This is a genomic window from Amycolatopsis sp. NPDC003865 (genome assembly GCF_053605345.1).
Genome location: NZ_JBSGJA010000025.1, coordinates 1 through 21,538, shown reverse-complemented (window position 1 = coordinate 21,538; position 21,538 = coordinate 1). Strand labels below are relative to the sequence as shown.

Sequence of the window (21,538 nt, the reverse complement as noted above, 5' to 3'; positions counted from 1 at the left end):
CCGCCGTGAGCGACATGCGGTTGAGCGACGCCGAACGCCAGGACGCCCTGGACGTCCTCGAAGAGCACGTCCGCAGCGGGCGGCTCGACATCGACGAGTACGGGACCCGGTCCGCGAAGGTCACGGCGGCCAAACGGGTCAGCGAGCTCGTGCCGCTGTTCGACGACCTGCCTTCGCCGCGCCCGAGCGCCCTGCTCAACGGCGCCACCGCGCCCCAGGTGCCGGTGATGTCCGGCGACAGCCCGCTGGTGACGTTCCTGCAGCGCGGCGCGGTCCCGATCGCGATCGTCCTGGCGATCGTGGTGCTCATCCTGTCCCGCGGCCGGCTGCTGATCGTCTCGGTCGCGCTGCCGCTGGTGATCGCGATGCTCGCCGGGGCCCGCCGCCGGCGCTGAGCCTGCGAGAATCGGCCCCGTGATGGGCGTGGTTCCGGGCGCGCTGGACGCCCGAGGCGAACGGCTGGCGGGCCCGGTCTTCACCGGGGTCGGCCTGGCCGCGCTCGCCGCGTGCGTGGTCTGGGGGCCCGGGATCCGCGGTGCGACGCTCGTGGTGGTCGTGGTGACGGCGCTGTGGGTGCCGCTGCTGATCCCGCTGTTCCGCCACCGGCGGACGCACCCGTGGCTCGCCGCGGGCTACTACGCCGGGGTGCTGGCGGCGGCGACGCTGCTGGTGACGCGCGAAGACACGTTCATGGGCTTCGCGTCCTTCGGCTATCCGCTCGCCTTCGTGCTCTTCCCGGCGCGGTGGGGGTTCTTCGCGGTGGCCGCGACGGCGACGCTGCCGCTGCTGGCCGCGAACTCGGACGCACCCGGCCCGACCTGGGTGCTGGTCCTGTCGATGGCCGGGCCGCTGCTGTACGCGGCGTGGTTCGTCGGGGTGGAGAGCGAGCAGCGGCGGAAGGCGAACGTCCGGCTGGAGGCCGCGCTGGCGGAGAACGCGAGCCTGCACGCGCAGCTGGTGGCGCGGGCGCGGGAAGCGGGCGTGCTCGACGAACGGCAGCGGCTGGCCCGCGAAATCCACGACACGCTCGCCCAGGGCCTGACCGGGATCGTCACGCAGCTGCAGGCCGCCGACGGCGCCGACCGCGACCGCCGCTTGGCGCGGGTGCGAGAGCTGGCCCGCGACAGCCTCGGCGAAGCGCGTCGCGCCGTCCAGGCGCTGCGGCCGGAACCGCTGGACGCGGCCCAGCTGCCGGAAGCGCTTTCCGAGCTGGGCCGCCGCGTCGCCGAGACGTCCGGTGTCGCGGTCCGCGTCGAGACGACCGGCGAGAGCAGGCCCCTGCTGCCCGAGCTGGAGGTGACGCTCTACCGCGTCGCCCAGGAAGCGCTGGCGAACGCGGAGAAGCACGCGAAGGCGTCGCGAATCGGGCTGACACTGTCCTATTCGGACGATCTGGTGCTGCTCGACGTCGTCGACGACGGCGTGGGCTTCCGCCCGGGCGACCGCGGCGACGGGACCGGCTTCGGCCTGGAGGCCATGCGCCGGCGCGTCCAGCGGGTCGCGGGGACGCTTTCGGTGGAGAGCACCCCGGGCGACGGCACGGCGGTGAGCGCGCAGGTGCCGGCGCTCCCGGGCTAAACCGCTCCCCGGTGTCACGCGTGCTGGTGGCATCGACCAGGGGAGGATCGGATGAAGTTGAGCACCGGAATGCCCGCCGCCATCGGTGCGGCGCTGCTCGTCACCACGCTCGCACAGCCCGCGCAGGCCGCCATCGGCCACTGGGACGCCGAGCTGCTGGCACTGCCGGCCGGCTTCGAGGACGCCGGCGGCTGGGTCCGCGGCACCGACAGCCACGGCGGGTACGCGGGGAACCTCTGGCTGGACGGCACGTCCCACGTCGTGACCTGGGCGAAGGGCCGGCCCACCGTCCACCCGGCCCCCGGGGACTACCCGGGCGGCGAAGTCGTGGACGAGAACTCCGCCGGCACGATCCTCGGCCAGGCCATCGACCAGTTCGGCACGCGGACGCAGCCCTTCCTGCTCGACCACGGCGAATACGAGATGCTGCTCGCGCCGGGCGACTGGGCGAGCCTGGGCGCGGTGGCGCTGAACGAACGCGGCGACGTGGTCGCCAACGCCCAGCCGAACGGCGGCGGCTCGGGGGCGGTGCTGCTCTGGCGCGCCGAGGACCGTGCGCACCCGGTCGTGATCACCGGACAGCCGTTCATGTACGCCGCGGACATCGACGACGACCGCGCGGTGCTGGTGAACTCGTTCCCGAAGTCGTTCGTCTGGCGGGACGGGGTGTTCGAGCAGCTCACGGCCCCGCCGGGTGCGGCGTACGTCAACGCGGCCGGCATCCGGAACGGCCAGGTCACCGGCAACTACGGGGCTTCCGACTGGCTCAGCGGCGAAGGCGTGCGGTGGCGCTCACCCGGGCAGCCGGAAGTCCTGCCGTCGTCGAGCACGACGTTCGGGATCAACCGACTCGGCCTGATCGTCGGCTACGGCACCCGGCCCGACCCGACCGGCCCGCTGGGGCCCCTGTCGGTGTGGCTGGCCGGGCGGGCGCTGGGCGCGCTGCCCCTCGCCGGGTTCGGCGCCGGCTACGCGAAGACGGTGGGTGACGACGGGACGATCGCGGGCGTGGTGTCCGACCGGGATCCGTCGACGTACGGCGGCCGCCCGGTCGTGTGGCGGTACTCGCTGCGCTGACGGCCTTGATCACCGGGCCGGGAGCGGCCTGCTCCCGGCCTGGCTAGGCTGGGCGGAGTGGAACCGGTGGAGATCAACGCGGGCACGTACTACCTGCGCCAGCTGCGCGCCGACCGGCACCTCGACGACCGCCCGCTGCTGATGGAGGCGTTCGCCGATCCGACGCACCGCAAGTACGTGCTGAACTACCGCCTGCGCACCCTCGACGAGGCGACCGAGTACGTGGCGCTGCGGGCGGCCCAGTGGGCCGGCGACGAGCGCTGCTCGTGGGCGATCGCGGAACCGACGTCGGGCCGGCTGGTCGGCGAGGTGGGGCTGCGCGAGCTGGACCTGTCCGCGGACTACGCCGAGGCGACGATCTGGGTCCACCCCGCCGAGCGCGGCAAGGGCATCGCGACCACGGCGTTGAGCGCGGCGCTGCGCTTCGGCTTCGGCGGGCTGGGGCTCACCGAGGTGTCGTACCGGTACGAGGAGAGCAACGCGGCGTCGGCGATCGTGGCGGAGCGCTGCGGGTTCACGCTGGTGGGCCCGGAGGCCGAGCGCGCCCCGACCGGCGAGCGGCTGATCCGCTGGCACCGGACGTCCTGAACCGGCCGCTCAGCTCACCGGCTCCACGATGCCCGCGCGGGCCTCCGGGGCCGCCGACCTCAGGGCGTCCGCCGCTTCGTCGTTCGGCTGGGACTGGGACTCCCGCTCCGCCTCCACCCGGGCGTTGTAGACCTCGATCTCGCGCTTCACCGTTTCGGGCGACCAGCCGAGGACGTCACCCACCAGCGTCGCCACCTGCTCGGCGCAGTCGACGCCGCGGTGGGCGTACTCGATCGAGATGCGCGTCCGGCGGGCCAGGACGTCCTCCAGGTGCAGCGCCCCCTCGTGCGAAGCCGCGTACACCACCTCGACGCCCAGGTAGTCCGGGGCGTGCTCGATCGGCTTCAGCAGCTCCGGGCGGCCGCTCGCCGTCGCCAGGACCTCGTTGACCAGGGAGCCGTAGCGGTCCAGCAGGTGCCGCACCCGGTACGGGTGCAGGCCGTGCTCGGCGGCCAGGTGGTCGGCCTGGTTGACCAGCGCGTGGTAGCCGTCCGCGCCCAGCAGGGGGACCTTGTCCGTGATCGACGGCTGCGACCGGCCCGGCAGGTCGACCGCCGCCGCGTCGACCGCGTCCGCCGCCATCACCCGGTACGTCGTGTACTTGCCGCCCGCGATCGCGACCAGGCCCGGCGCCACGCGCGCCACCGCGTGCTCGCGGGAAAGCTTCGACGTCTCTTCGCTCTCCCCCGCCAGCAACGGGCGAAGGCCCGCGTACACGCCTTCGATGTCGTCGTGCGTCAGCGGCGTCGCCAGGACGCTGTTGACGTGCTCCAGCAGGTAGTCGATGTCGTGCTTCGTCGCCGCCGGGTGCGCCAGGTCCAGGTTCCAGTCCGTGTCCGTCGTCCCGACGATCCAGTGGTTGCGCCACGGGATCACGAACAGCACCGACTTCTCGGTGCGCAGGATCATCCCCGACTCCGAGACGATCCGGTCGCGCGGCACGACGATGTGCACGCCCTTGCTCGCGCGCACGCGGAACCGCCCACGGCCGCCGGACAGGCGCTGCAGCTCGTCGGTCCAGACGCCGGTGCAGTTGATCACCGCGGCCGCCGAGATCTCGGTCTCGCGGCCGTCCTCGACGTCGCGCACGCGCACGCCGGACACCCGGTCGGCCTCCCGCAGGAAGCCGACGACCTGAGTCGAGGTCCGCACGACCGCGCCGTAGTGCGCCGCCGTGCGCGCGACCGTCATGGTGTGGCGGGCGTCGTCGGACTGCGCGTCGTAGTAGCGGATGCCGCCGATCAGCGCCGAGCGCTTGAGAGCGGGCACCATCCGCAGCGCGCCCGCGCGGGTGAGGTGCTTCTGGCCCGGGACGCTGCGGGCGCCGCCCATCGTGTCGTACATGAGCAGGCCGGCCGCGGTGTACGGCCGTTCCCACACGCGGTGCGTCAGCGGGTAGAGGAAGCTGACCGGCTTGACGAGGTGCGGCGCGATGGTCGTCAACATCAGCTCGCGCTCGCGGAGTGCTTCGCGGACCAGCCCGAACTCGAGCTGTTCCAGGTAGCGCAGACCCCCGTGGAAGAGCTTGCTCGACCGGCTCGAGGTCCCGGAAGCGAGATCCCGCGCTTCGACGAGCGCGACGCGCAGGCCCCGCGTCGCGGCGTCGAGCGCCGTGCCCGCGCCGACCACGCCGCCGCCGATGACGACGAGGTCGAAGGTCTCGTTGCCGAGCCGCTGCCAGGTCTCTTCCCGCTTGGCGGGGCCCAGTCGAGCCGGGTTCGTCTCCGCTGCGTGCTGCGCCACGTGACATTCCTCCTCGTGCAGGCGAGGCTTCCAGCATCGCACGACCCGGTGATCCTCCGCCCGTTCGCGGATGACACGTGTGGCGTAACTCCTGAGGATCTTGAAAAAGTTCGGCTACCCGGTGCCTGGAATGATCTTCGCCACCCCGGTAACGTCGCGCGGACGTGGGTCGGCAACGGGGCCGTGGCACGCCGTGATCGACCCTGCGCAGAGTGTCCAGTGTGGAGGTGCAGCGGTGAGTGCTGGGGCAATAATCGTCTGGGAAATACTGGGAACGGCCGCGCTGATCCTGCTCGGCAACGGTGTCGTCGCGAACCACGTCCTGCGGAAGAACAACGGTCACCAAGCGGGCTTCCTGTTCATCAACTTCGGCTGGGCGTTCGCCGTCTTCACCGGCGCCAGCATCGCCGCCCCGAGCGGGGCCCACCTGAACCCCGCCGTCACCCTCGGCCTCGCGATCGCGGACAAGACGCCGTGGGGCGACGTGCCGTTCTACTTCATCGGCCAGATGGTCGGCGCCATCCTCGGTGCCGTGCTCTGCTGGGCCGCCTACAAGCTCCAGTTCGACGACCACCCCGAGCCCGAGAACACGCTCGGCATCTTCTCCACCGCGCCGCAGATCCCCAACACCGCCTGGAACCTGGTCACCGAGATCATCGGCACCTTCGTGCTGGTCGCCTGGATCCTGCTCAGCCCGGTCTACGCGGCCGGCGACGGCGGCACCCCGAACTTCGGCAACTCCGCCCTCGGCTACGCGGGCATGTCGTTCGTGGTCCTCGTGATCGGTACCTCGCTCGGCGGGCCGACGGGCTACGCCATCAACCCGGCGCGCGACCTCGGTCCGCGCATCGCCTACGCGTTCCTGCTGCCGATCAAGAACAAGGCCAACGCCAACTGGGGCTACTCGTGGATCCCGGTCGTCGGCCCGCTGGCCGGTGGCGCCATCGCCGCGCTGCTCTACCTCCTCGTCCACAACCTGAAGTGATCGCCCGTCCGAGAGAATTCCTGGAGCACACATGACTTCGTACGTAGCCGCGATCGACCAGGGCACCACTTCGACCCGGTGCATGATCTTCAACCACGAAGGCCGCGTGGTCTCGGTCGACCAGCGCGAGCACGAGCAGATCTTCCCGAAGGCGGGCTGGGTCGAGCACAACGCCGAGGAGATCTGGGAGAACACGCGCCGGGTCGCGGCGGGCGCGCTCGCCAAGGCCGACCTGACCGCCAAGGACATCGCCGCCGTCGGCATCACCAACCAGCGCGAAACCGCGCTCGTCTGGGACAAGACGACCGGCAAGCCGGTGTACAACGCCATCGTCTGGCAGGACACCCGCACCGACCGGATCGTCACCGAGCTCGGCAACCTCGGCGGCGGCCAGGAGCGCTACCGCGACAAGGTGGGACTCCCGCTCGCGACGTACTTCTCGGGCCCGAAGGTCAAGTGGATCCTCGACAACGTCGAAGGCGCGCGGGAGAAGGCCGAAGCCGGTGACTTGATCTTCGGCAACATGGACACCTGGGTGCTGTGGAACATGACGGGCGGGCCCGACGGCGGCGTGCACGTCACGGACCCGACCAACGCGTCGCGCACGATGCTGATGGACCTCGACACCCTCCAGTGGGACTCCGGCATCGCCGGCGAGATGGGCATCCCGCTGTCGATGCTGCCGGAGATCCGGTCGTCGTCGGAGGAGTACGGCAAGGTCCGCGAGAAGGGCGCGCTGGCCGGCGTGCCGATCGCGGGCATCCTGGGCGACCAGCAGGCCGCGACGTTCGGCCAGGCCTGCCTTTCGCCCGGCGAGGCCAAGAACACCTACGGCACCGGCAACTTCATGCTGCTCAACACCGGCACCGAGAAGGTGATGTCGCAGAACGGCCTGCTCACGACGGTCTGCTACAAGATCGGCTCGAACGACACGGTGTACGCGCTGGAAGGTTCCATCGCGGTGACGGGGTCGCTGGTGCAGTGGCTGCGCGACAACCTGGGCATGATCTCGACCGCGGCCGAGATCGAGGAGCACGCCCGCACCGTCGAGGACAACGGCGGCGCGTACTTCGTCCCGGCGTTCTCGGGTCTGTTCGCGCCTTACTGGCGTTCCGACGCCCGCGGCGCGATCGTCGGGCTCACCCGGTTCGTCAACAAGGGACACCTGGCCCGCGCGGTGCTGGAGGCGACGGCGTTCCAGACCCGCGAGGTGCTCGACGCGATGAACGCCGACTCGGGTGTCGAGCTCAGCGCCCTCAAGGTCGACGGCGGCATGGTGGTGAACGAGCTGCTGATGCAGTTCCAGGCGGACATCCTCGGGGTGCCGGTGATCCGCCCGGTGGTCAACGAGACAACGGCGCTGGGCGCGGCGTACGCGGCCGGGCTGGCGGTCGGGTTCTGGAAGTCCGAGGACGACATCAGGACCAACTGGGCCCAGGACAAGCAGTGGGACCCGTCGATGGACGAGTCCCGCCGCGAGCGCGAGTACCGCAACTGGAAGAAGGCGGTGACGAAGACGTTCGACTGGGTGGAGGACGAGGACTGAGGACCGGCGGGTCGGGGGCGTCGAAACGCCTCCGGCCCGCTTCCCTCCCTCAGTCCTCCCAGCCCTCCGGCTTCCCCGACTGCTCGTTGGGCGCGATGACCAGGAACGGCACCCCCTGGTCGTCCATCACCCGCACCTGGCGTCCGTACGGCGAATCGAATGGCTGGTCCAGCACTCGCCCGCCGAGCGAAACCACGCGGGCCGCGCTCGCGTCCGCGTCCGCCACCGAGAAGTACGTCGACCAGTTCGACGGCACCTCCGCCGGCACCGAGTCCGGCAGTGCACCCAACCCTCCTACCGGGCGGCCGTCGACCAGCAGGACCGCGTACGTGAAGTCGTCGTTCGACAGGTCCTGGAAGCCGTAGCCGAACACCTGCTCGTAGAACGCCTTCGCCGCCGGGTAGTCGCGGCTCATGCACTCGTTCCACGCCAGCGTGCCCGGGGCCGCCGTGACCTGCGTGCCCAGGTGGTGGCCCGGCTCCCACAGCCCGAACACCGCGCCCGCCGGGTCGGCCGCCACCGCCATCCGGCCTTCCTTCATGACCTCCATCACCGGCATGACGATCTGCCCGCCCGCCTCGGTGATCGCCGCGGCCGTCTTGTCCACGTCGGACACCGAGAGGTACGTCGTCCACACCGGCGGCATGTCCTGGCCCGGCGGGATCTGGCCGATGCCGGCGACCGGCCGGCCGCGCAGCTCCGCCATGCCGTAGAAGCCGGTCTCCGCACCGCCCGTCTGCACGTCCCAGCCGAACAGTCCGCTGTAGAACGCCACCGCTTTCGCCTGATCGGGCACCATCAGGTCCACCCAGCTGGGTGTGCCGTCAGGCCACCGCTCGTCCCGGAACAACATCTGGTCTCCCAACCCTCGCCTGCGCCGCCTCGGGTGACGGCCGACACAGTCTGGCACCCGCCACCGACAAAACCAGGGCCGAAGGACTCTCAACCCCCGATGAGGCGGGCGTACACCACGATGTTGTCGACGTAGTTGTGCGCGCTCCGGTCGAAGACGCCGCCGCAGGTGATCAGCCGCAGCTCGGGGCCCGCGGTGTCGTCGTAGACGCCTTCGTGCTCGAACTCCTGCTTCGGCACCTGGTGCACCTTCGTCACCTCGAACAGCGCCGTGGTGCCGTCCTTCCGCGCGATCGAGACGCGGTCGCCCGCGGTCAGCTCCTTGAGCCGGTAGAAGATGCCCTTCTGGTGGTTGCCGTCGACGTGCCCGAGCACGACGGCCGGGCCGACCTCGCCCGGTGTCGGCGCGTACGTGTACCAGCCCGCCTGCAGCGGCGTGGTCACCGGCGGCACCTGGATCGTGTTGTCCGCGTTGACACCCAGCGGCACCAAAGACGAGTGCGCGCCGATCTTCGGGATGTCGATCGACACCGGGTCGGACTTCGGCAACGCGGCGACGGGCTCGGCGCCCGCGGGCTCCGGGTTCACCGCGACGGGCTGCGCGGGCGGTGGTTGCGCGGTCGACGGCCCGGGATCGCCGCCGAGCGTCAGCACCAGCACGACCAGCGCGGCCAGCAGCGCCACGATCAGCGCGATCAGGTACCCCCGTCTGCCGGTGGTCCTCGTGGTCATGTGCTCCCCCTCGTGTGTTCACACGTCCGGGCGACCCCGATCGGGGGTCGCCCGGACGCTACCCCCTCGCCGGGTCAGCGGCGCCGGGCCCGCCGGGCCAGCACGAGCCCGCCACCGCCGACCGCGAGCACGCCCATGGCCGCCGCGGCCGCCAGCGGGCCGGGGTTGCCGGCAGGCCCGTCGGTGCCGCCCGTCTGCGGCGCGCCCGCCGGCACCTTGGTGACCTGCTTGGCGGCCGAGGTGCCCAGCAAGGTGAACTTCGCGGTGATCTCCGCGCCGCCGCAGGAGAACGACACCGGGTAGACGCCCGGCTTGACCTGCTTCACGACCGCGGTCGCGACGGCGGCCGGCGCCACCGCCGGGTCGGTCTGCGGTCCGGTGCGGCGCAGCGCGCTGACGGTGAGCGCCGGCGAAGCCAGGCCGCTCGTGCTTTCGGCGGCGCAGCCGAGGCGGATCTCCACCTTCCCGCCCGGGCGGGCGACCTTCGGCTGCACGCTGAGGTACGCCTTCGGCACGCCCGCGTGCTCCGAGGACGGCTCCGGCGTGGCGGCCGGGGTCGTGCTCGCGAGCGCCGCGCCGGGCGCGAGGGCGAGGAAAGCCGCGGCGGCACCCGCGACGACGACAGTCTTCTTCATTCTTTTCTCCCCTGTGGAATGGTTCGGCACAGCGATTCCTCCGGCGCCGGTCGCAGTTCCCCCTGCCTCGGCGCCGTCCGCTTGCTTATACCCTCAAGACGCCGCTACCTGCGCAAGGTTGCGCCCGAAGAAAGAAAAAACCGCCCCGGAGCAGATCTCCGGGGCGGTTCGGGAAAAGAGAAGAATTACCCTGCCATGCTGCCGTCGCCGGCTTTCGCGGCACCGGAGGGCACCTTCGAAACCTGCGGCGCGGGCACGGTGAACTGCGTGCTGTAGGTCTGGTCGCCGCAGGTGACGGTCAGCGGGTACGTCCCGGCCGCGGTGCCCGGCTTGAGGACGGCGTCCGCGCTGATGTTCGCGTCGGTGCCCATGAACGGGCCCGGCGTGTAGTTGGAGAACGTCAGCGCCGGCGAGGAAAACGCCGGCGAAGCGCCGCTGCACTTCGCGAGCGCGACGTTCGGCGCGTCCCGGACGTACTTGTCCACGAGCGTCTGGTTGATCGCGGTGTTCACGTTGAGCTGGACGCTGCCCTTGGCCGGAGCGCCGCTCGGAGCCGGGACCGTGCTCTGCTGCGCCGACGCCGGACCCGCCAGCGTCGTCGCCCCGATCACCGCTGCCACAACGAAAACCACCGTCTTGCGCACCTTCGCACCCTTCGCGTCTTTCAGCCGTACACCCGACAAGACGCGACGGGGCGCGACGGGTTGCCTACCGGGCTAGTCCAGATCGTCGTGGCGCATGAGCTGCCGCCCGGCCTCGGTGATCGAGCCCGACAGCGACGGGTACACCGAGAACGTCAGTGCCAGGTGGTCCACGGTGAGCTGGTTCTGGACGGCGAGCGCGATGGGGAGGATGAGCTCGCTCGCCGACGGCGCCACGACGACGCCACCGACGACCACGCCGGTGGCGGGGCGGCAGAACAGCTTCACGAAGCCTCGGCGGAGGCCCTCCATCTTCGCGCGCGCGTTGGTGGCCAGGGGCAGCATGATGGTGCGCGCGGGCACCTCGCCGGAGTCGATCGCCTGCTGGCTGATGCCGACGGTGGCGATCTCCGGGTGGGTGAACACGTTGGCGGCGACGGTCTTGAGCTTGATCGGCGCGACGCCCTCGCCCAGCGCGTGCCACATCGCGATGCGGCCCTGCATGCTCGCCACCGAGGCCAGCATGAGCACGCCGGTGCAGTCGCCTGCGGCGTAGATCCCGGGAACGGAGGTGCGCGAAACGCGGTCGACGGTGATGAACCCGCCGGGGCCGGGCGAGATGCCGACCTTGTCGAGGCCGATGTCCTTGGTGTTGGGAACCGACCCGACGGTCATCAGCGCGTGGCTGGCTTCGATCACGCGGCCGTCGGCGAGGAAGATCTCGACGCCCTTTTCGGTGCGCTCGACGCGGTCGGCGCGCGCCTGCTTCGCGACGGTCGTGCCGCGCTGCGAGAAGACCTCCTCGAGCACCGCGGCGGCGTCGGCGTCCTCGTGCGGGAGGACGCGGTCGCGGCTGGAGACGACGGTGACCTTGACGCCCATCTCGGTGTAGGCGGACGCGAACTCGGCGCCGGTGACGCCCGAGCCGATCACGGCGAGGTGCTCGGGCAGCTCCTGGAGCTCGTAGAGCTGGCGCCAGTCGAGGATGCGCTCGCCGTCGGGCACCGCGCCGGGCAGGACGCGCGGGGTGGCCCCGGTGGCGATCAGGACGACGTCGGCGGGCAGCTTCTCGGTGCCCTCGGCCGTCGTCACGGCGACCTTGTGCGTGGCCAGGCCGGGCTCTTCGTCGCAGAAGCGGGCTTCGCCGGCGATGACGCGGACGCCTTCGCGCTGGACGCGGGCGCGGATGTCGGCGGACTGGGCGAGCGCGAGGCCCTTCACGCGGCCGTGCACGGTCGGGAGGTCGACGCTGGTGTCGGCCAGGTCGGTGTTGATGCCGAGCTCGCCGAGGTCGTGCATCTTCGCCAGCGCGCCGGAGCTGGCGATGAACGTCTTCGAGGGGACGCAGTCGTAGAGCACGCACGCGCCGCCCAGGCCGTCCCGCTCGACGATCGTGACGTCGGCTCCGTGCTGGGCCGCGACCAGCGCGGCTTCGTAGCCGGCCGGGCCCCCGCCCATGATCACGATCCTGGTCACCTGGGTCCTCCTCAAGGCAGTCCGTGCGGTGCTCTCACCGTACGCGGCGAAGGTGACCGGACACCGAAGTGGGCGAACACGGCGAGTGCGTCCACTCGGGTGAGCGAGGTGTCGCTACGCTGTCGGCGTGCCGTTGTATGCCGCGTACGGATCGAACATGGAGCCCGCCCAGATGCTGGAGCGCGCGCCGCACTCTCCGATGGCCGGCACCGGCTGGCTGGAGGGGTGGCGCCTGACCTTCGGCGGCGAGGACCTCGGCTGGGAAGGTGCCCTGGCGACGATCGTCGAGGACCCGGGCTCCCGGGTCTTCGTCGTGTTGTACGACGTGACGTCGCTGGACGAGACCGGGCTGGACCGCTGGGAAGGCGGCGAGCTCGGGATCCACAACAAGATCCGGCTGCGCGTCCAGACCATGGACGGCTCGGCGCTGGCCTGGCTGTACGTCCTGGACGCCTACGAGGGCGGTCTCCCGTCCGCGCGGTACCTGGGCGTGCTCGCCGACGCCGCGGAGGCGGCCGGAGCCCCGGCGGACTACGTCGACGACCTGCGCACCCGGCCCTGTTCCGGCATCGCGGGCTGACTCCACACCCTGTGGACAACTCGGCCGCCTGAGCACTACCACGGCCCCCTGCCGGATGGCACGGGCACCCCGGTGATCACGCGCGCCGGAGCTGGCGCGCCGGTTTCCGGCCGCTGTCACGCGAGCGCGATTCACGTTGCGCTACAAGGAAAACAGCAGGTAGACCGGGCTCTGGGAGCCAGGCCGCCGTCCAGTTTGCCGCCATGATCGCGGACACGCAAAACGGCCCTCCCCCGATCAGGGGAAGGGCCGGTTCACGGCCTGTGGACAACTGGGGAAAGCTGTGGACAACCCTGCTCAGGCGAGGGCGGTCAAAGCGGTGTGGACCAGGGTCCGGACCCCGCACAGCAGGGCTCGCTCGTCGAGGACGAAGGTCGGGCGGTGGATGTCGGACTGGGGGTCCGGCGCGCCGGGCCAGACACCCAGCCGGGCGAACGCGCCCTGGACGTGCTCCAGGTACCAGCCGAAGTCCTCGCCGCCGGAGGACTGCTCCGTCGGCGCGACCGCGCCCTCGCCCAGCGCGGCTTCGGCGCCCGCGCGCATCAGGGCCGTCGAGTCCGGGTCGGACACCACCGGCGGGACGCCGCGGCGGTAGTCCAGCGAGAAGCCGACGCCCGTGGGCGCCAGCAGCGACTCGACCGACGAGGCCACCAGCGGCTCCAGCGCCGTCCAGACCTCGTGGTCCGCGGTGCGCAGGGTCCCGCGCAGGACGCCGTCCTGGGGGACCGCGTTGGCCGCCTGGCCCGCGTGGACCGCGCCCCACACCAGGACCGTGCCCGAGCGCGGGTCGACCCGCCGCGAGAGCAGCGCCGGCAGCCCGGTGATCACCGTGCCCAGCGCGTGGACCAGGTCGGCCGTCAGGTGCGGCCGGGACGTGTGCCCGCCCGGCGAGGTCAGGCGCAGCTCGATCAGGTCCGCCGCCGACGTCAGCGCGCCGACGCGCATGCCGACCTTGCCGACCTCGAGCCGCGGGTCGACGTGCAGGCCGTAGATCCGCTCGACGCCGTCCAGCGCGCCCGCCGCGATCATGTCCAGCGCGCCGCCGGGCATGACCTCCTCGGCGTGCTGGAAGACCAGCCGGACGCGGCCGGGCAGCTCCGGCGCGCCGGCCAGCGCGCGGGCGGCGCCCAGCAGGATCGCCGTGTGGGCGTCGTGGCCGCACATGTGGGCCGCGCCGTCGACGGTCGAGGCGAACGGCAGCCCGGTCGCCTCGGTGAGCGGCAGCGCGTCCATGTCCGCGCGCAGCGCCACGCACCGCTCGCCGCTGCCGATGTCGCAGACGACACCGGTGCCGCCGGGCAGCACCCACGGCTTGAGCCCGACCGAGCGCAGCAGCGTGACGACCAGCTCGGTGGTCGCGAACTCGTGCCGCGACAGCTCCGGGTGGGCGTGGATGTGCCGGCGCCAGGCCAGCACGTCGGTCGCGTTGGCGCGCAGCCAGTCGTCGAGCCAGAACGGGCCGCGGCCCGCACCAAGGTCCTCCACGGGAGCCATGCTTACGCCGGCTTCGGAAATGAGCGCTTCGGACCCCTCCATGGGGTTGATGATGCGCCCATGGGGGTCGCCTGGAACGTCCGGTCGTGAATCCAGCACCGTCACGCCGCACCTCCTCCCGCAACACGGGTAACCCGGGCAGCGGCTGGGGTCACGCAACGTGCCGATCGATCTGTCGTACGCATTTGCAGACGATCGTGCACCATGCAGGCGGCAACGCGCGCCTCGAAAACGGCCGCCCTAGATGGCCGGTACCGGATCTGCGTTGAACGGCGTGCAGTAGTTCGGCAAAGCCGAACGCGTCAGGATCCCTTGGCCTTCTTCGAGCGGATCCGCCTGCCCCAGATCACGATGCCGAGCAGGGCGACCGCGACCACGCCCGCGATCAGCTTGTTCTTCGTCTTCTCGCTGTTCGCCTTGTCGGTCTGGGCCGGGTCGAGGACCGGGCCGGGCGGCTGGGTCTGCACCGGGACGAGCGCGGCGGGCGCGTGCGCCACCGAGACCGTCACGGACGCCGGACGCACCGGTCCGGCGGACGCCGGCGACGCGGTGAACAGCACCGCGCCCAGCACGCCGACCAGGACCAGACCCCGCAGTTTCGCCATGTCATCCCTTCGCCGACACCAGGCATTCTGCCCGCGGACCGCGCGCCCGTCAGCCACCAGCGGGTGGACTGAACGCGTCGAGGATCCGCTGAGCACCGAGGGTAGCCGTCAGCTCACCGTCCCGCACCGCCCGTTCGACGTCGGGAACGACCGTTCGCACGTCCGGATGCGCCGCCAGGCGACTCAGCAGTTGTTCGCGGACCATCGCCCACGTCCAGTCGACCTGCTGCTGCCGGCGGCGGGCGTCGAGCTCGCCGGACTCGGACAGCGTGTCGCGGTGCTTCTCGATCGCGCCCCAGACCTCGTCGAGACGCAGGTTGTGCAGGCCGCTGCAGGTCAGCACCGGCGGGGTCCACGACGCATCGGGCCCGTAGATCATCCGCAGGGCGCCCGAGAGCTCCCTGGCGGCCTTGCGAGCGTCCCGCTCGTGGTCGCCGTCGGCCTTGTTGACGGCGATGACGTCGGCGAGCTCCAGCACGCCCTTCTTGATGCCCTGGAGCTGGTCGCCGGTGCGGGCGAGGGTCAGGAACAGGAAGCAGTCGACCATGTTCGCGACGGTCACTTCGGACTGTCCCACCCCGACGGTCTCGACCAGGACGGTGTCGTAGCCCGCGGCTTCCATCAGCACGATCGTCTCGCGGGTCGCGCGCGCGACGCCGCCGAGCGTCCCGGACGTCGGCGACGGGCGGATGAACGCCCGTTCGTCGACCGCCAGGCGCGCCATGCGGGTCTTGTCGCCGAGGATCGAGCCGCCGGTGCGCGTCGACGACGGGTCGACCGCGAGCACGGCGACGCGGTGGCCGGCCGCGGTCAGGTCGGTGCCCAGCTGGTCGATGAATGTCGACTTGCCGACACCGGGGACGCCGGTGATCCCGATGCGGCGCGAGCCGCCGGCCGACGGCAGCAGCTCGACCAGCAGCTCCTGCGCCAGCGCCCGGTGGTCCGCCCGCTGCGACTCGACCAGCGTGATCGCCTTCGACAGCGTCCCGCGGTCGCCCGCCAGCACCCCCTTGGCGTAGGCTGTGACGTCGATCTTGCGCGGCAAGGGTCAGGACTCCTGCGCCGTCAGCTGGCCGAGCAGGTCGATGGCGGCGTCCGCGAGCACCGTGCCGGGCCCGAAGATCGCGGCCGCGCCCGCTTCGCGCAGTGCCGCGTAGTCGCCCGGCGGGATGACGCCGCCGACGACGACCATGATGTCCTCGCGGCCCAGCTCGGCGAGCTCGTGGCGCAGCGCGGGCACCAGCGAGAGGTGCCCGGCGGCCAGCGACGAGACGCCGACGACGTGCACGTCCGCCTCGATCGCCTGGCGGGCGACCTCGGCCGGGGTGGAGAACAGCGGGCCGACGTCGACGTCGAAGCCGATGTCGGCGAAGCCGGTGGCGATCACCTTCTGGCCGCGGTCGTGGCCGTCCTGGCCCATCTTCGCGACGAGGATGCGGGGACGGCGGCCCTCCTCCTCGGCGAACTTCTCGACCAGCTCACGGGCCTGCTCGACGTTCTGCGACTTACCCACCTCTTCGCGGTAGACGCCCGAAATCGTCCGGATCTGCCCGGAGTGGCGGCCCCAGATCTTCTCCAGCGCGTCGGAGATCTCACCGACCGTGGCCTTCGCCCGGGCCGCGTCGATCGCCAGCTCCAGGAGGTTGCCGCCGTTGCCGGCGCCTTCGGTGAGCCGCCGCAGGGCGTCCTCGGTCGCCCGCCCGTCGCGCTCTTCGCGCAGCCGCCGCAGCTTCTCCAGCTGCTGCGTGCGGACCCCGGCGTTGTCGACCTTGAGGACTTCGATGTCTTCGTCGCCGGTGACCTGGTACTTGTTCACGCCGATGACGGGCTGGCGGCCGGAGTCGATGCGCGCCTGCGTGCGGGCCGCGGCCTCCTCGATGCGCAGCTTCGGGATGCCCGCGTCGATCGCCTTGGCCATGCCGCCGGCCTGCTCGACCTCGCTGATGTGGCCCCACGCCTTGCGCGCGAGGTCGTAGGTCAGCTTCTCGACGAACGCGCTGCCACCCCACGGGTCGATCACGCGCGTGGTGCCGGATTCCTGCTGCAGCAGCAGCTGCGTGTTGCGGGCGATCCGCGCGGAGAAGTCCGTCGGCAGCGCGAGGGCTTCGTCGAGGGCGTTGGTGTGCAGCGACTGCGTGTGCCCCTGGGTCGCGGCCATCGCCTCGACGCAGGTGCGCACGACGTTGTTGTAGACGTCCTGCGCGGTCAGCGACCAGCCGGACGTCTGGGAGTGCGTGCGCAGCGAGAGCGACTTCTGCGACTTCGGGTCGAAGCCCTTCACCAGCTTCGCCCACAGCAGGCGCGCCGCGCGCAGCTTCGCGACCTCCATGAAGAAGTTCATGCCGATGGCCCAGAAGAACGACAGCCGCGGCGCGAACTTGTCCACGCTCAGCCCGGCGTCGACGCCCGAGCGGATGTACTCGACGCCGTCGGCGAGCGTGTATGCCAGCTCGAGGTCGGCGGTCGCCCCGGCTTCCTGCATGTGGTAGCCGGAGATGGAGATCGAGTTGTACTTCGGCATGTGCTGCGAAGTGAAGGAGAAGATGTCGGAGATGATCCGCATCGACGGCTGCGGCGGGTAGATGTAGGTGTTGCGGACCATGAACTCCTTGAGGATGTCGTTCTGGATGGTCCCTGCGAGCTGCTCCGGCTTCACCCCCTGCTCCTCGGCCGCGACGACGTAGAGCGCGAGCACCGGCAGCACGGCGCCGTTCATCGTCATCGACACCGACATCTTGTCGAGCGGGATGCCGTCGAAGAGCTGCCGCATGTCGTAGATGGAGTCGATCGCCACGCCCGCCATGCCGACGTCGCCGGAGACGCGCGGGTGGTCGGAGTCGTAGCCGCGGTGGGTCGCCAGGTCGAACGCGACCGACAGACCCTTCTGCCCGGCGGCGAGGTTGCGGCGGTAGAAGGCGTTGGACTCCTCGGCCGTGGAGAACCCGGCGTACTGGCGGATGGTCCAGGGCTGGTTGACGTACATGGTCGGGTACGGGCCGCGCAGGAACGGCGCGATGCCGGGGTACGTGCCCAGGAAGTCCACATCGGACAGGTCGGCGGCGGTGTAGACCGGCTTGACGCCGATGCCCTCGGGCGTCTCCCAGGCCAGGGCGTCGGGGCCCTTGCCGGTGGCTTCCTGGACGGCCTTGGCCCAGGCGTCGCGGTCACCCGGCGTCGGCGTGCCGAGGTCGAGACCGGCGAAGTTCGGGATGCTCATCGGGTGACTCCCAGCTTGGCGTGCAGGCCGTTGAGGACGTCGAGGGCGTCGCAGCCCGCGAAGACGTTGGCGTCCACTCCGTCGTAAGTACCCTTGCCCGCCAGCACCACGAACTCGGCGCCGAGGGACGCGGCGACCTCGGCCGCGTGCTCGGCGTAGGCGTCGTCGGTGCCGCAGAGACAGGCGATCTTCGCGCCGGACGCGCGGAACGCGCCGGGCAGGTCGTCGGTCGCGCCCGGGTTGACGGCCTCGATCCCGCCGGCCTGGAACAGGTTCGCGGCGAACCCGGCCCGCGCGGTGTGCGCGGCGACCGGGCCCAGCGTGGCCAGGAAGATCTTCGGCCGCTCGCCGTGCTCGGCGAGGTAGGCGTCCGACGCGTCACGAAGCGCCTCGAAGCCTTCGGCGTACCGGTGCCGCGGCAGCCCACCGTCCACAGGGGACTGGACCGGCGTCCGGACCACCGGTTTCTCCGTCAGGTTCGGGAACTCGCTGACGCCGGTGAGCGGGTCGCGGCGGGTGGCGATCCGCTTCGAGCGCTTCTCCCACGTGGCCGCCAGCCGCTCGGCGAGAGCACCCGAGGACAGCTCGGCGACCAGGCCACCGGCCCCCTCGACGGCGGTGAACTCGGCCCAGGCCGCGTGCGCGAGGTCGTCGGTGAGCTTCTCGACGTACCAGGAGCCGCCCGCCGGGTCGACCACGCCGGCCAGCTTGGACTCCTCCAGCAGCACCGCGTGGGTGTTGCGGGCGATCCGCGCGGAGAAGGCGTCGGGCTTGCCGATCGCGGCGTCGAACGGCAGCACGGTGACCGCGTCCGCGCCGCCGACGCCGGCGGCGAAGCAGGCGACGGTCGTGCGCAGCATGTTCACCCAGGGGTCGCGCCGGGTCAGCATCGCCGGCGACGTCACGGCGTGCTGGCGCATCGGCGAGGAGAAGCCGCAGACCTCGGCGACGCGCGCCCACAGGCGCCGGGCCGCGCGCAGCTTGGCGATCGTCGAGAACTGGTCGGCGGTCGCGGCGATCCGGAACTCCAGCTGACCGGCCGCGGCCTCGACGTCCAGCCCCGCGTCCGTCAACGCACGCAGGTAGGCGACGCCGGCGGCGACCAGCGCGCCCAGCTCCTGCGCGTCCGACCCGCCGGCCTCGTGGAACGGCAGGCCGTCGGCGACGATCGTGCGCACCTTCGGGTACTTCGCGGCGACACGCGCGGCGAGCGCGGCGGCCGGTCCGAGGTCGGCGGGCGAGCCGGTGCGCGCCGCGAGCCCGATCGGGTCGGCGCCCAGCACCGCGGTGGCCTCGCTCGCCGGGATCTCGCGCTCGTCGAACAGCGTCAGCAGTTCCGAAGCGGCTTCTTCGTACGCGGCGCCCGCGTCCAGGACGACCGGCGCCAGGTCGAGGTAGACCTCGTTGAGCGCGTCGGCGAGCGACGCGGGCGGCACCGAGAGCCAGATCGACGTCACACCGCCTTCGAGGTCGGCGAGGATCGCCTTGTTGACTTCGCGGGTGTCGTCGCCGGTGAACCGGGCCCGGACGTCCCAGCCGGTGCTGACCTGGCCTTCCGGCCGGGCGCCGCGCACGTAGGGCGGCAGCCCGGGGAAGCCGGCGTCGCCCGGCACGTCCTCGGCCGTGTACAGCGGCTGGATCTCGATCCCGTCGTAGGTCCGCGTGACGAGCTTGCTCTCCGGGGCACCCGTGAAGGCTGCGGGGTCTTCGGGGAGCCTGCCGCTTTTGCGCAGGACACCGGCGACGAGCTCCTGCCACTGCTCGTGCGTCGCCTGGGGGAACTCGGCCGCCAGGTCGAGTTCGGAGATCGGCACTGACTCCGGACCGGCCACTTCAGTCATACCCAGTGATGGTAGAGGCACGGGCCGCGTCCGACCTGTGACTCTAGTCGCGCCCCTAGGCAGTCAGGGGTGATTCGGGTACGACACAATCAGGGGGTGCCCCCCTCCAGCGAAGAGACACGAGTGGTCGCCGGTCGCTACCGGCTGCGTTCGGTGCTCGGCTCCGGGTCGATGGGCACCGTCTGGTCCGCCTACGACGAGTTCCTGCACCGGCAGGTGGCCGTCAAGGAGATGAAGGTGCCGCCGGGCATCCCGGCGTCCCAGGCGGACGAGCTGCGGGAGCGGACGCTGCGCGAGGCCCGCGCGATCGCCGTCCTCTCCCACCCGAACGTGATCATCCTGCACGACGTCGCCCGCGAGGACGACCAGCCGTTCGTGGTGATGGAGCTGCTGCCCTCGCGCAGCCTCGCGCACATCCTGCGCGACCACGGGCCGCTGACCGTCGAGCAGGCCGCCGCGGTCGGCATCGCCGTCGCCTCCGCGCTGGAGGCCGCGCACGCCGCCGGCATCACCCACCGCGACGTCAAGCCGGGCAACGTCCTGGTCGCCAGCGACGGCCGGATCAAGCTGACCGACTTCGGCATCGCCCGCAACGTCTCCGAGGCGACCATGACCCGCACCGGGATCATGCTCGGCTCCCCCGCCTACATCGCGCCCGAAGTCGCCTCCGGCGGCGCGGTCGTCCCGGCCGCCGACCTCTGGGGCCTCGGCGCGACGCTGTTCGCCGCGGTCGAGGGCGCCCCGCCGTACGACGCCGACGGCGACCCGCTGGAAACCGTCGGCAAGGTCGTCAACGGCAAGGTGCCGAGGCCGAAGGCCGGCCCGCTGGCCGACGTCATCACGGCGTTGATGAAGAAGGAGCCCGGCGACCGGATCACCCTGCGCGAGGTCCGGCACCGGCTGTACCCGCTGCAGTCGAAGACGGCACTCGACCTGTTCGGGCCCGAGCTGTTCCGCACCCCGGACGGGAAGAAGACGTCCGCGCAGCCGGACGCCACCGACACGCAGGTGATCAAGACCGTCCTGCCGGAGAAGAAGTCCGAGGAGTCGAGCAGCGAGCTCGCCACGGACCCCGGTCCGCTGCCGTTCCTGCGGCCGCCGGCGCCGCCGCCGTCCCCCGCGCCGTCGCCGTCGCCGTCGCGTTCGCCGGAGCCGGCCACGCTGTTCGTCGCGCCGCCGCGGGCCGGGCGGCGCACCGCGCGGGCGACGGCCGTGCTCGTCGCCGTGGCGATCCTGCTGTTCCTGCTGGCCGCGGGCGGCGGGTTCGCGCTGGCCAGGACGGTCGGCGGGCAGTCGCTGCTGCCCCCGGCCGCCGAGCCGGCGCCCCCGTCGAACGGGCCGACGCAGGTGCCGCCGCCGACCCTGGTCCACCAGACCGGCAACGGCAGCTACCTCACCAACGACGGCGGCCAGTACGCCCTCGACGTGCCGGAGGGCTGGCAGAAGTTCGTCGCCCCGCACAACACGAAGTTCGGGCTGAGCCTGGTCGTCCAGTACGTCTCCCCGGACGGGCGCCGGTCGCTGCGCCTGGAGCGGCTGGCGAAGTACTTCGACCAGACCGACGGCTACGACAGCTACACGAACTGGCTGCGGCAGGCCTACCCGGAGAACTCGTTCGAGCTGTACGGGCCGTGGCCCCAGCCGGACAAGAGCGTGCTGCTGACCTACCGCCTGGCCGAGGGCGGCGCGCTCCCCCAGAGCGACGGCAGCGGGGGCACGCGCGTGACGTTCGTGAAGATGGTGCAGGCCGGGTCGAGCCTGTGGATCCTGTCGGTCACCGTCCCGGCCGAGCAGGAGAGGTCGGGCCAGGAGGACGTCTTCGACCGCGTCGCGGGGACGCTGCAGGTCACCGACTAGGTGTATTGCCCTGTGAGGTTGGGGACGCGGCTGGCGGGTGGGTGGCCTGCGAGTGCGGTGTGTCCGCGGTGGTGATTGTAGGTGTGTAGCC

At 71.7% G+C, this 21,538-nt stretch carries 19 protein-coding genes; 8 read left to right on the top strand and 11 right to left on the bottom strand.

Annotated features, from left to right (window positions below):
* Positions 1-5 precede the first annotated feature (5 nt).
* The 4 genes from ACWEVP_RS41025 to ACWEVP_RS41010 are packed head-to-tail and all read left to right on the top strand — an operon-like array spanning position 6 to position 3,243.
* Positions 6-395, top strand: coding sequence for a DUF1707 SHOCT-like domain-containing protein (locus tag ACWEVP_RS41025; RefSeq protein ID WP_436389890.1), 390 nt, complete (start codon positions 6-8; stop codon positions 393-395).
* A 22-nt stretch (positions 396-417) separates the two neighbouring features.
* On the top strand, positions 418-1,578 hold the full coding sequence (locus tag ACWEVP_RS41020; RefSeq protein ID WP_452068101.1) for a sensor histidine kinase: 1,161 nt from the start codon (positions 418-420) through the stop codon (positions 1,576-1,578).
* A 51-nt stretch (positions 1,579-1,629) separates the two neighbouring features.
* Positions 1,630-2,655, top strand: coding sequence for a hypothetical protein (locus tag ACWEVP_RS41015; protein ID WP_452067983.1), 1,026 nt, complete (start codon positions 1,630-1,632; stop codon positions 2,653-2,655).
* Positions 2,656-2,712: 57 nt separating this feature from the next.
* On the top strand, positions 2,713-3,243 hold the full coding sequence (locus tag ACWEVP_RS41010; RefSeq protein WP_452067982.1) for a GNAT family N-acetyltransferase: 531 nt from the start codon (positions 2,713-2,715) through the stop codon (positions 3,241-3,243).
* A 9-nt stretch (positions 3,244-3,252) separates the two neighbouring features.
* On the opposite strand, the gene ACWEVP_RS41005 is transcribed toward ACWEVP_RS41010, so the two are convergent.
* Positions 3,253-4,986, bottom strand: coding sequence for a glycerol-3-phosphate dehydrogenase/oxidase (locus ACWEVP_RS41005; protein WP_452067981.1), 1,734 nt, complete (start codon positions 4,984-4,986; stop codon positions 3,253-3,255).
* A gap of 235 nt (positions 4,987-5,221) precedes the next feature.
* On the opposite strand from ACWEVP_RS41005, the gene ACWEVP_RS41000 reads away from it, so the two are divergent.
* Both ACWEVP_RS41000 and glpK read left to right on the top strand, forming a co-directional pair.
* A complete protein-coding gene (locus tag ACWEVP_RS41000; RefSeq protein WP_452067980.1) occupies positions 5,222-5,971 on the top strand; it encodes an MIP/aquaporin family protein in 750 nt (249 codons plus the stop codon).
* Between the two features lie 31 nt (positions 5,972-6,002).
* Entirely contained in the window at positions 6,003-7,517 is a 1,515-nt protein-coding gene (gene glpK, locus ACWEVP_RS40995) for a glycerol kinase GlpK (RefSeq protein ID WP_452067979.1), read from the top strand.
* A gap of 49 nt (positions 7,518-7,566) precedes the next feature.
* Here glpK and ACWEVP_RS40990 read toward each other — a convergent pair whose 3' ends face one another.
* From ACWEVP_RS40990 to ACWEVP_RS40970, 5 genes are all read right to left on the bottom strand, one after another.
* Complete coding sequence (locus ACWEVP_RS40990; protein WP_452067978.1) at positions 7,567-8,370, bottom strand: VOC family protein; 804 nt, start codon at positions 8,368-8,370, stop codon at positions 7,567-7,569.
* 89 nt (positions 8,371-8,459) lie between these two features.
* Positions 8,460-9,101, bottom strand: a complete 642-nt coding sequence (locus tag ACWEVP_RS40985) for a class F sortase (RefSeq protein ID WP_452067977.1) — start codon at positions 9,099-9,101, stop codon at positions 8,460-8,462.
* 74 nt (positions 9,102-9,175) lie between these two features.
* Positions 9,176-9,736 carry a hypothetical protein gene (locus ACWEVP_RS40980; protein ID WP_452067976.1) on the bottom strand — a complete coding sequence of 187 codons (561 nt, stop codon included), beginning with the start codon at positions 9,734-9,736 and terminating at the stop codon, positions 9,176-9,178.
* Between the two features lie 185 nt (positions 9,737-9,921).
* A complete protein-coding gene (locus tag ACWEVP_RS40975; protein ID WP_452067975.1) occupies positions 9,922-10,380 on the bottom strand; it encodes a hypothetical protein in 459 nt (152 codons plus the stop codon).
* 72 nt (positions 10,381-10,452) lie between these two features.
* A complete protein-coding gene (locus ACWEVP_RS40970) occupies positions 10,453-11,853 on the bottom strand; it encodes an NAD(P)H-quinone dehydrogenase (RefSeq protein ID WP_452067974.1) in 1,401 nt (466 codons plus the stop codon).
* 127 nt (positions 11,854-11,980) lie between these two features.
* Between ACWEVP_RS40970 and ACWEVP_RS40965 the strand changes: the two genes are divergently transcribed.
* Positions 11,981-12,433: a gamma-glutamylcyclotransferase gene (locus ACWEVP_RS40965; protein WP_452067973.1), complete on the top strand. Its 453-nt coding sequence runs from the start codon at positions 11,981-11,983 to the stop codon at positions 12,431-12,433.
* A gap of 297 nt (positions 12,434-12,730) precedes the next feature.
* Here the strand turns inward: ACWEVP_RS40965 and ACWEVP_RS40960 are convergent, their stop codons facing one another.
* From ACWEVP_RS40960 to ACWEVP_RS40940, 5 genes are all read right to left on the bottom strand, one after another.
* A complete protein-coding gene (locus tag ACWEVP_RS40960) occupies positions 12,731-14,032 on the bottom strand; it encodes an amidohydrolase (RefSeq protein ID WP_452067972.1) in 1,302 nt (433 codons plus the stop codon).
* Between the two features lie 197 nt (positions 14,033-14,229).
* The gene (locus ACWEVP_RS40955; RefSeq protein WP_452067971.1) at positions 14,230-14,532 is read right to left on the bottom strand and encodes a hypothetical protein; all 303 of its coding nucleotides are present in this window, start codon (positions 14,530-14,532) and stop codon (positions 14,230-14,232) included.
* 49 nt (positions 14,533-14,581) lie between these two features.
* On the bottom strand, positions 14,582-15,577 hold the full coding sequence (gene meaB / locus ACWEVP_RS40950; protein WP_452067970.1) for a methylmalonyl Co-A mutase-associated GTPase MeaB: 996 nt from the start codon (positions 15,575-15,577) through the stop codon (positions 14,582-14,584).
* Positions 15,578-15,580: 3 nt separating this feature from the next.
* Positions 15,581-17,749 carry a methylmalonyl-CoA mutase gene (scpA, locus tag ACWEVP_RS40945; RefSeq protein ID WP_452067969.1) on the bottom strand — a complete coding sequence of 723 codons (2,169 nt, stop codon included), beginning with the start codon at positions 17,747-17,749 and terminating at the stop codon, positions 15,581-15,583.
* Complete coding sequence (locus ACWEVP_RS40940) at positions 17,746-19,590, bottom strand: methylmalonyl-CoA mutase family protein (RefSeq protein ID WP_452067968.1); 1,845 nt, start codon at positions 19,588-19,590, stop codon at positions 17,746-17,748. The genes scpA and ACWEVP_RS40940 overlap by 4 nt, the downstream gene beginning before the upstream one ends.
* Before the next feature lie 123 nt (positions 19,591-19,713).
* On the opposite strand from ACWEVP_RS40940, the gene ACWEVP_RS40935 reads away from it, so the two are divergent.
* Positions 19,714-21,447 carry a protein kinase domain-containing protein gene (locus ACWEVP_RS40935; RefSeq protein WP_452068100.1) on the top strand — a complete coding sequence of 578 codons (1,734 nt, stop codon included), beginning with the start codon at positions 19,714-19,716 and terminating at the stop codon, positions 21,445-21,447.
* The last annotated feature ends 91 nt before the right edge of the window (positions 21,448-21,538 follow it).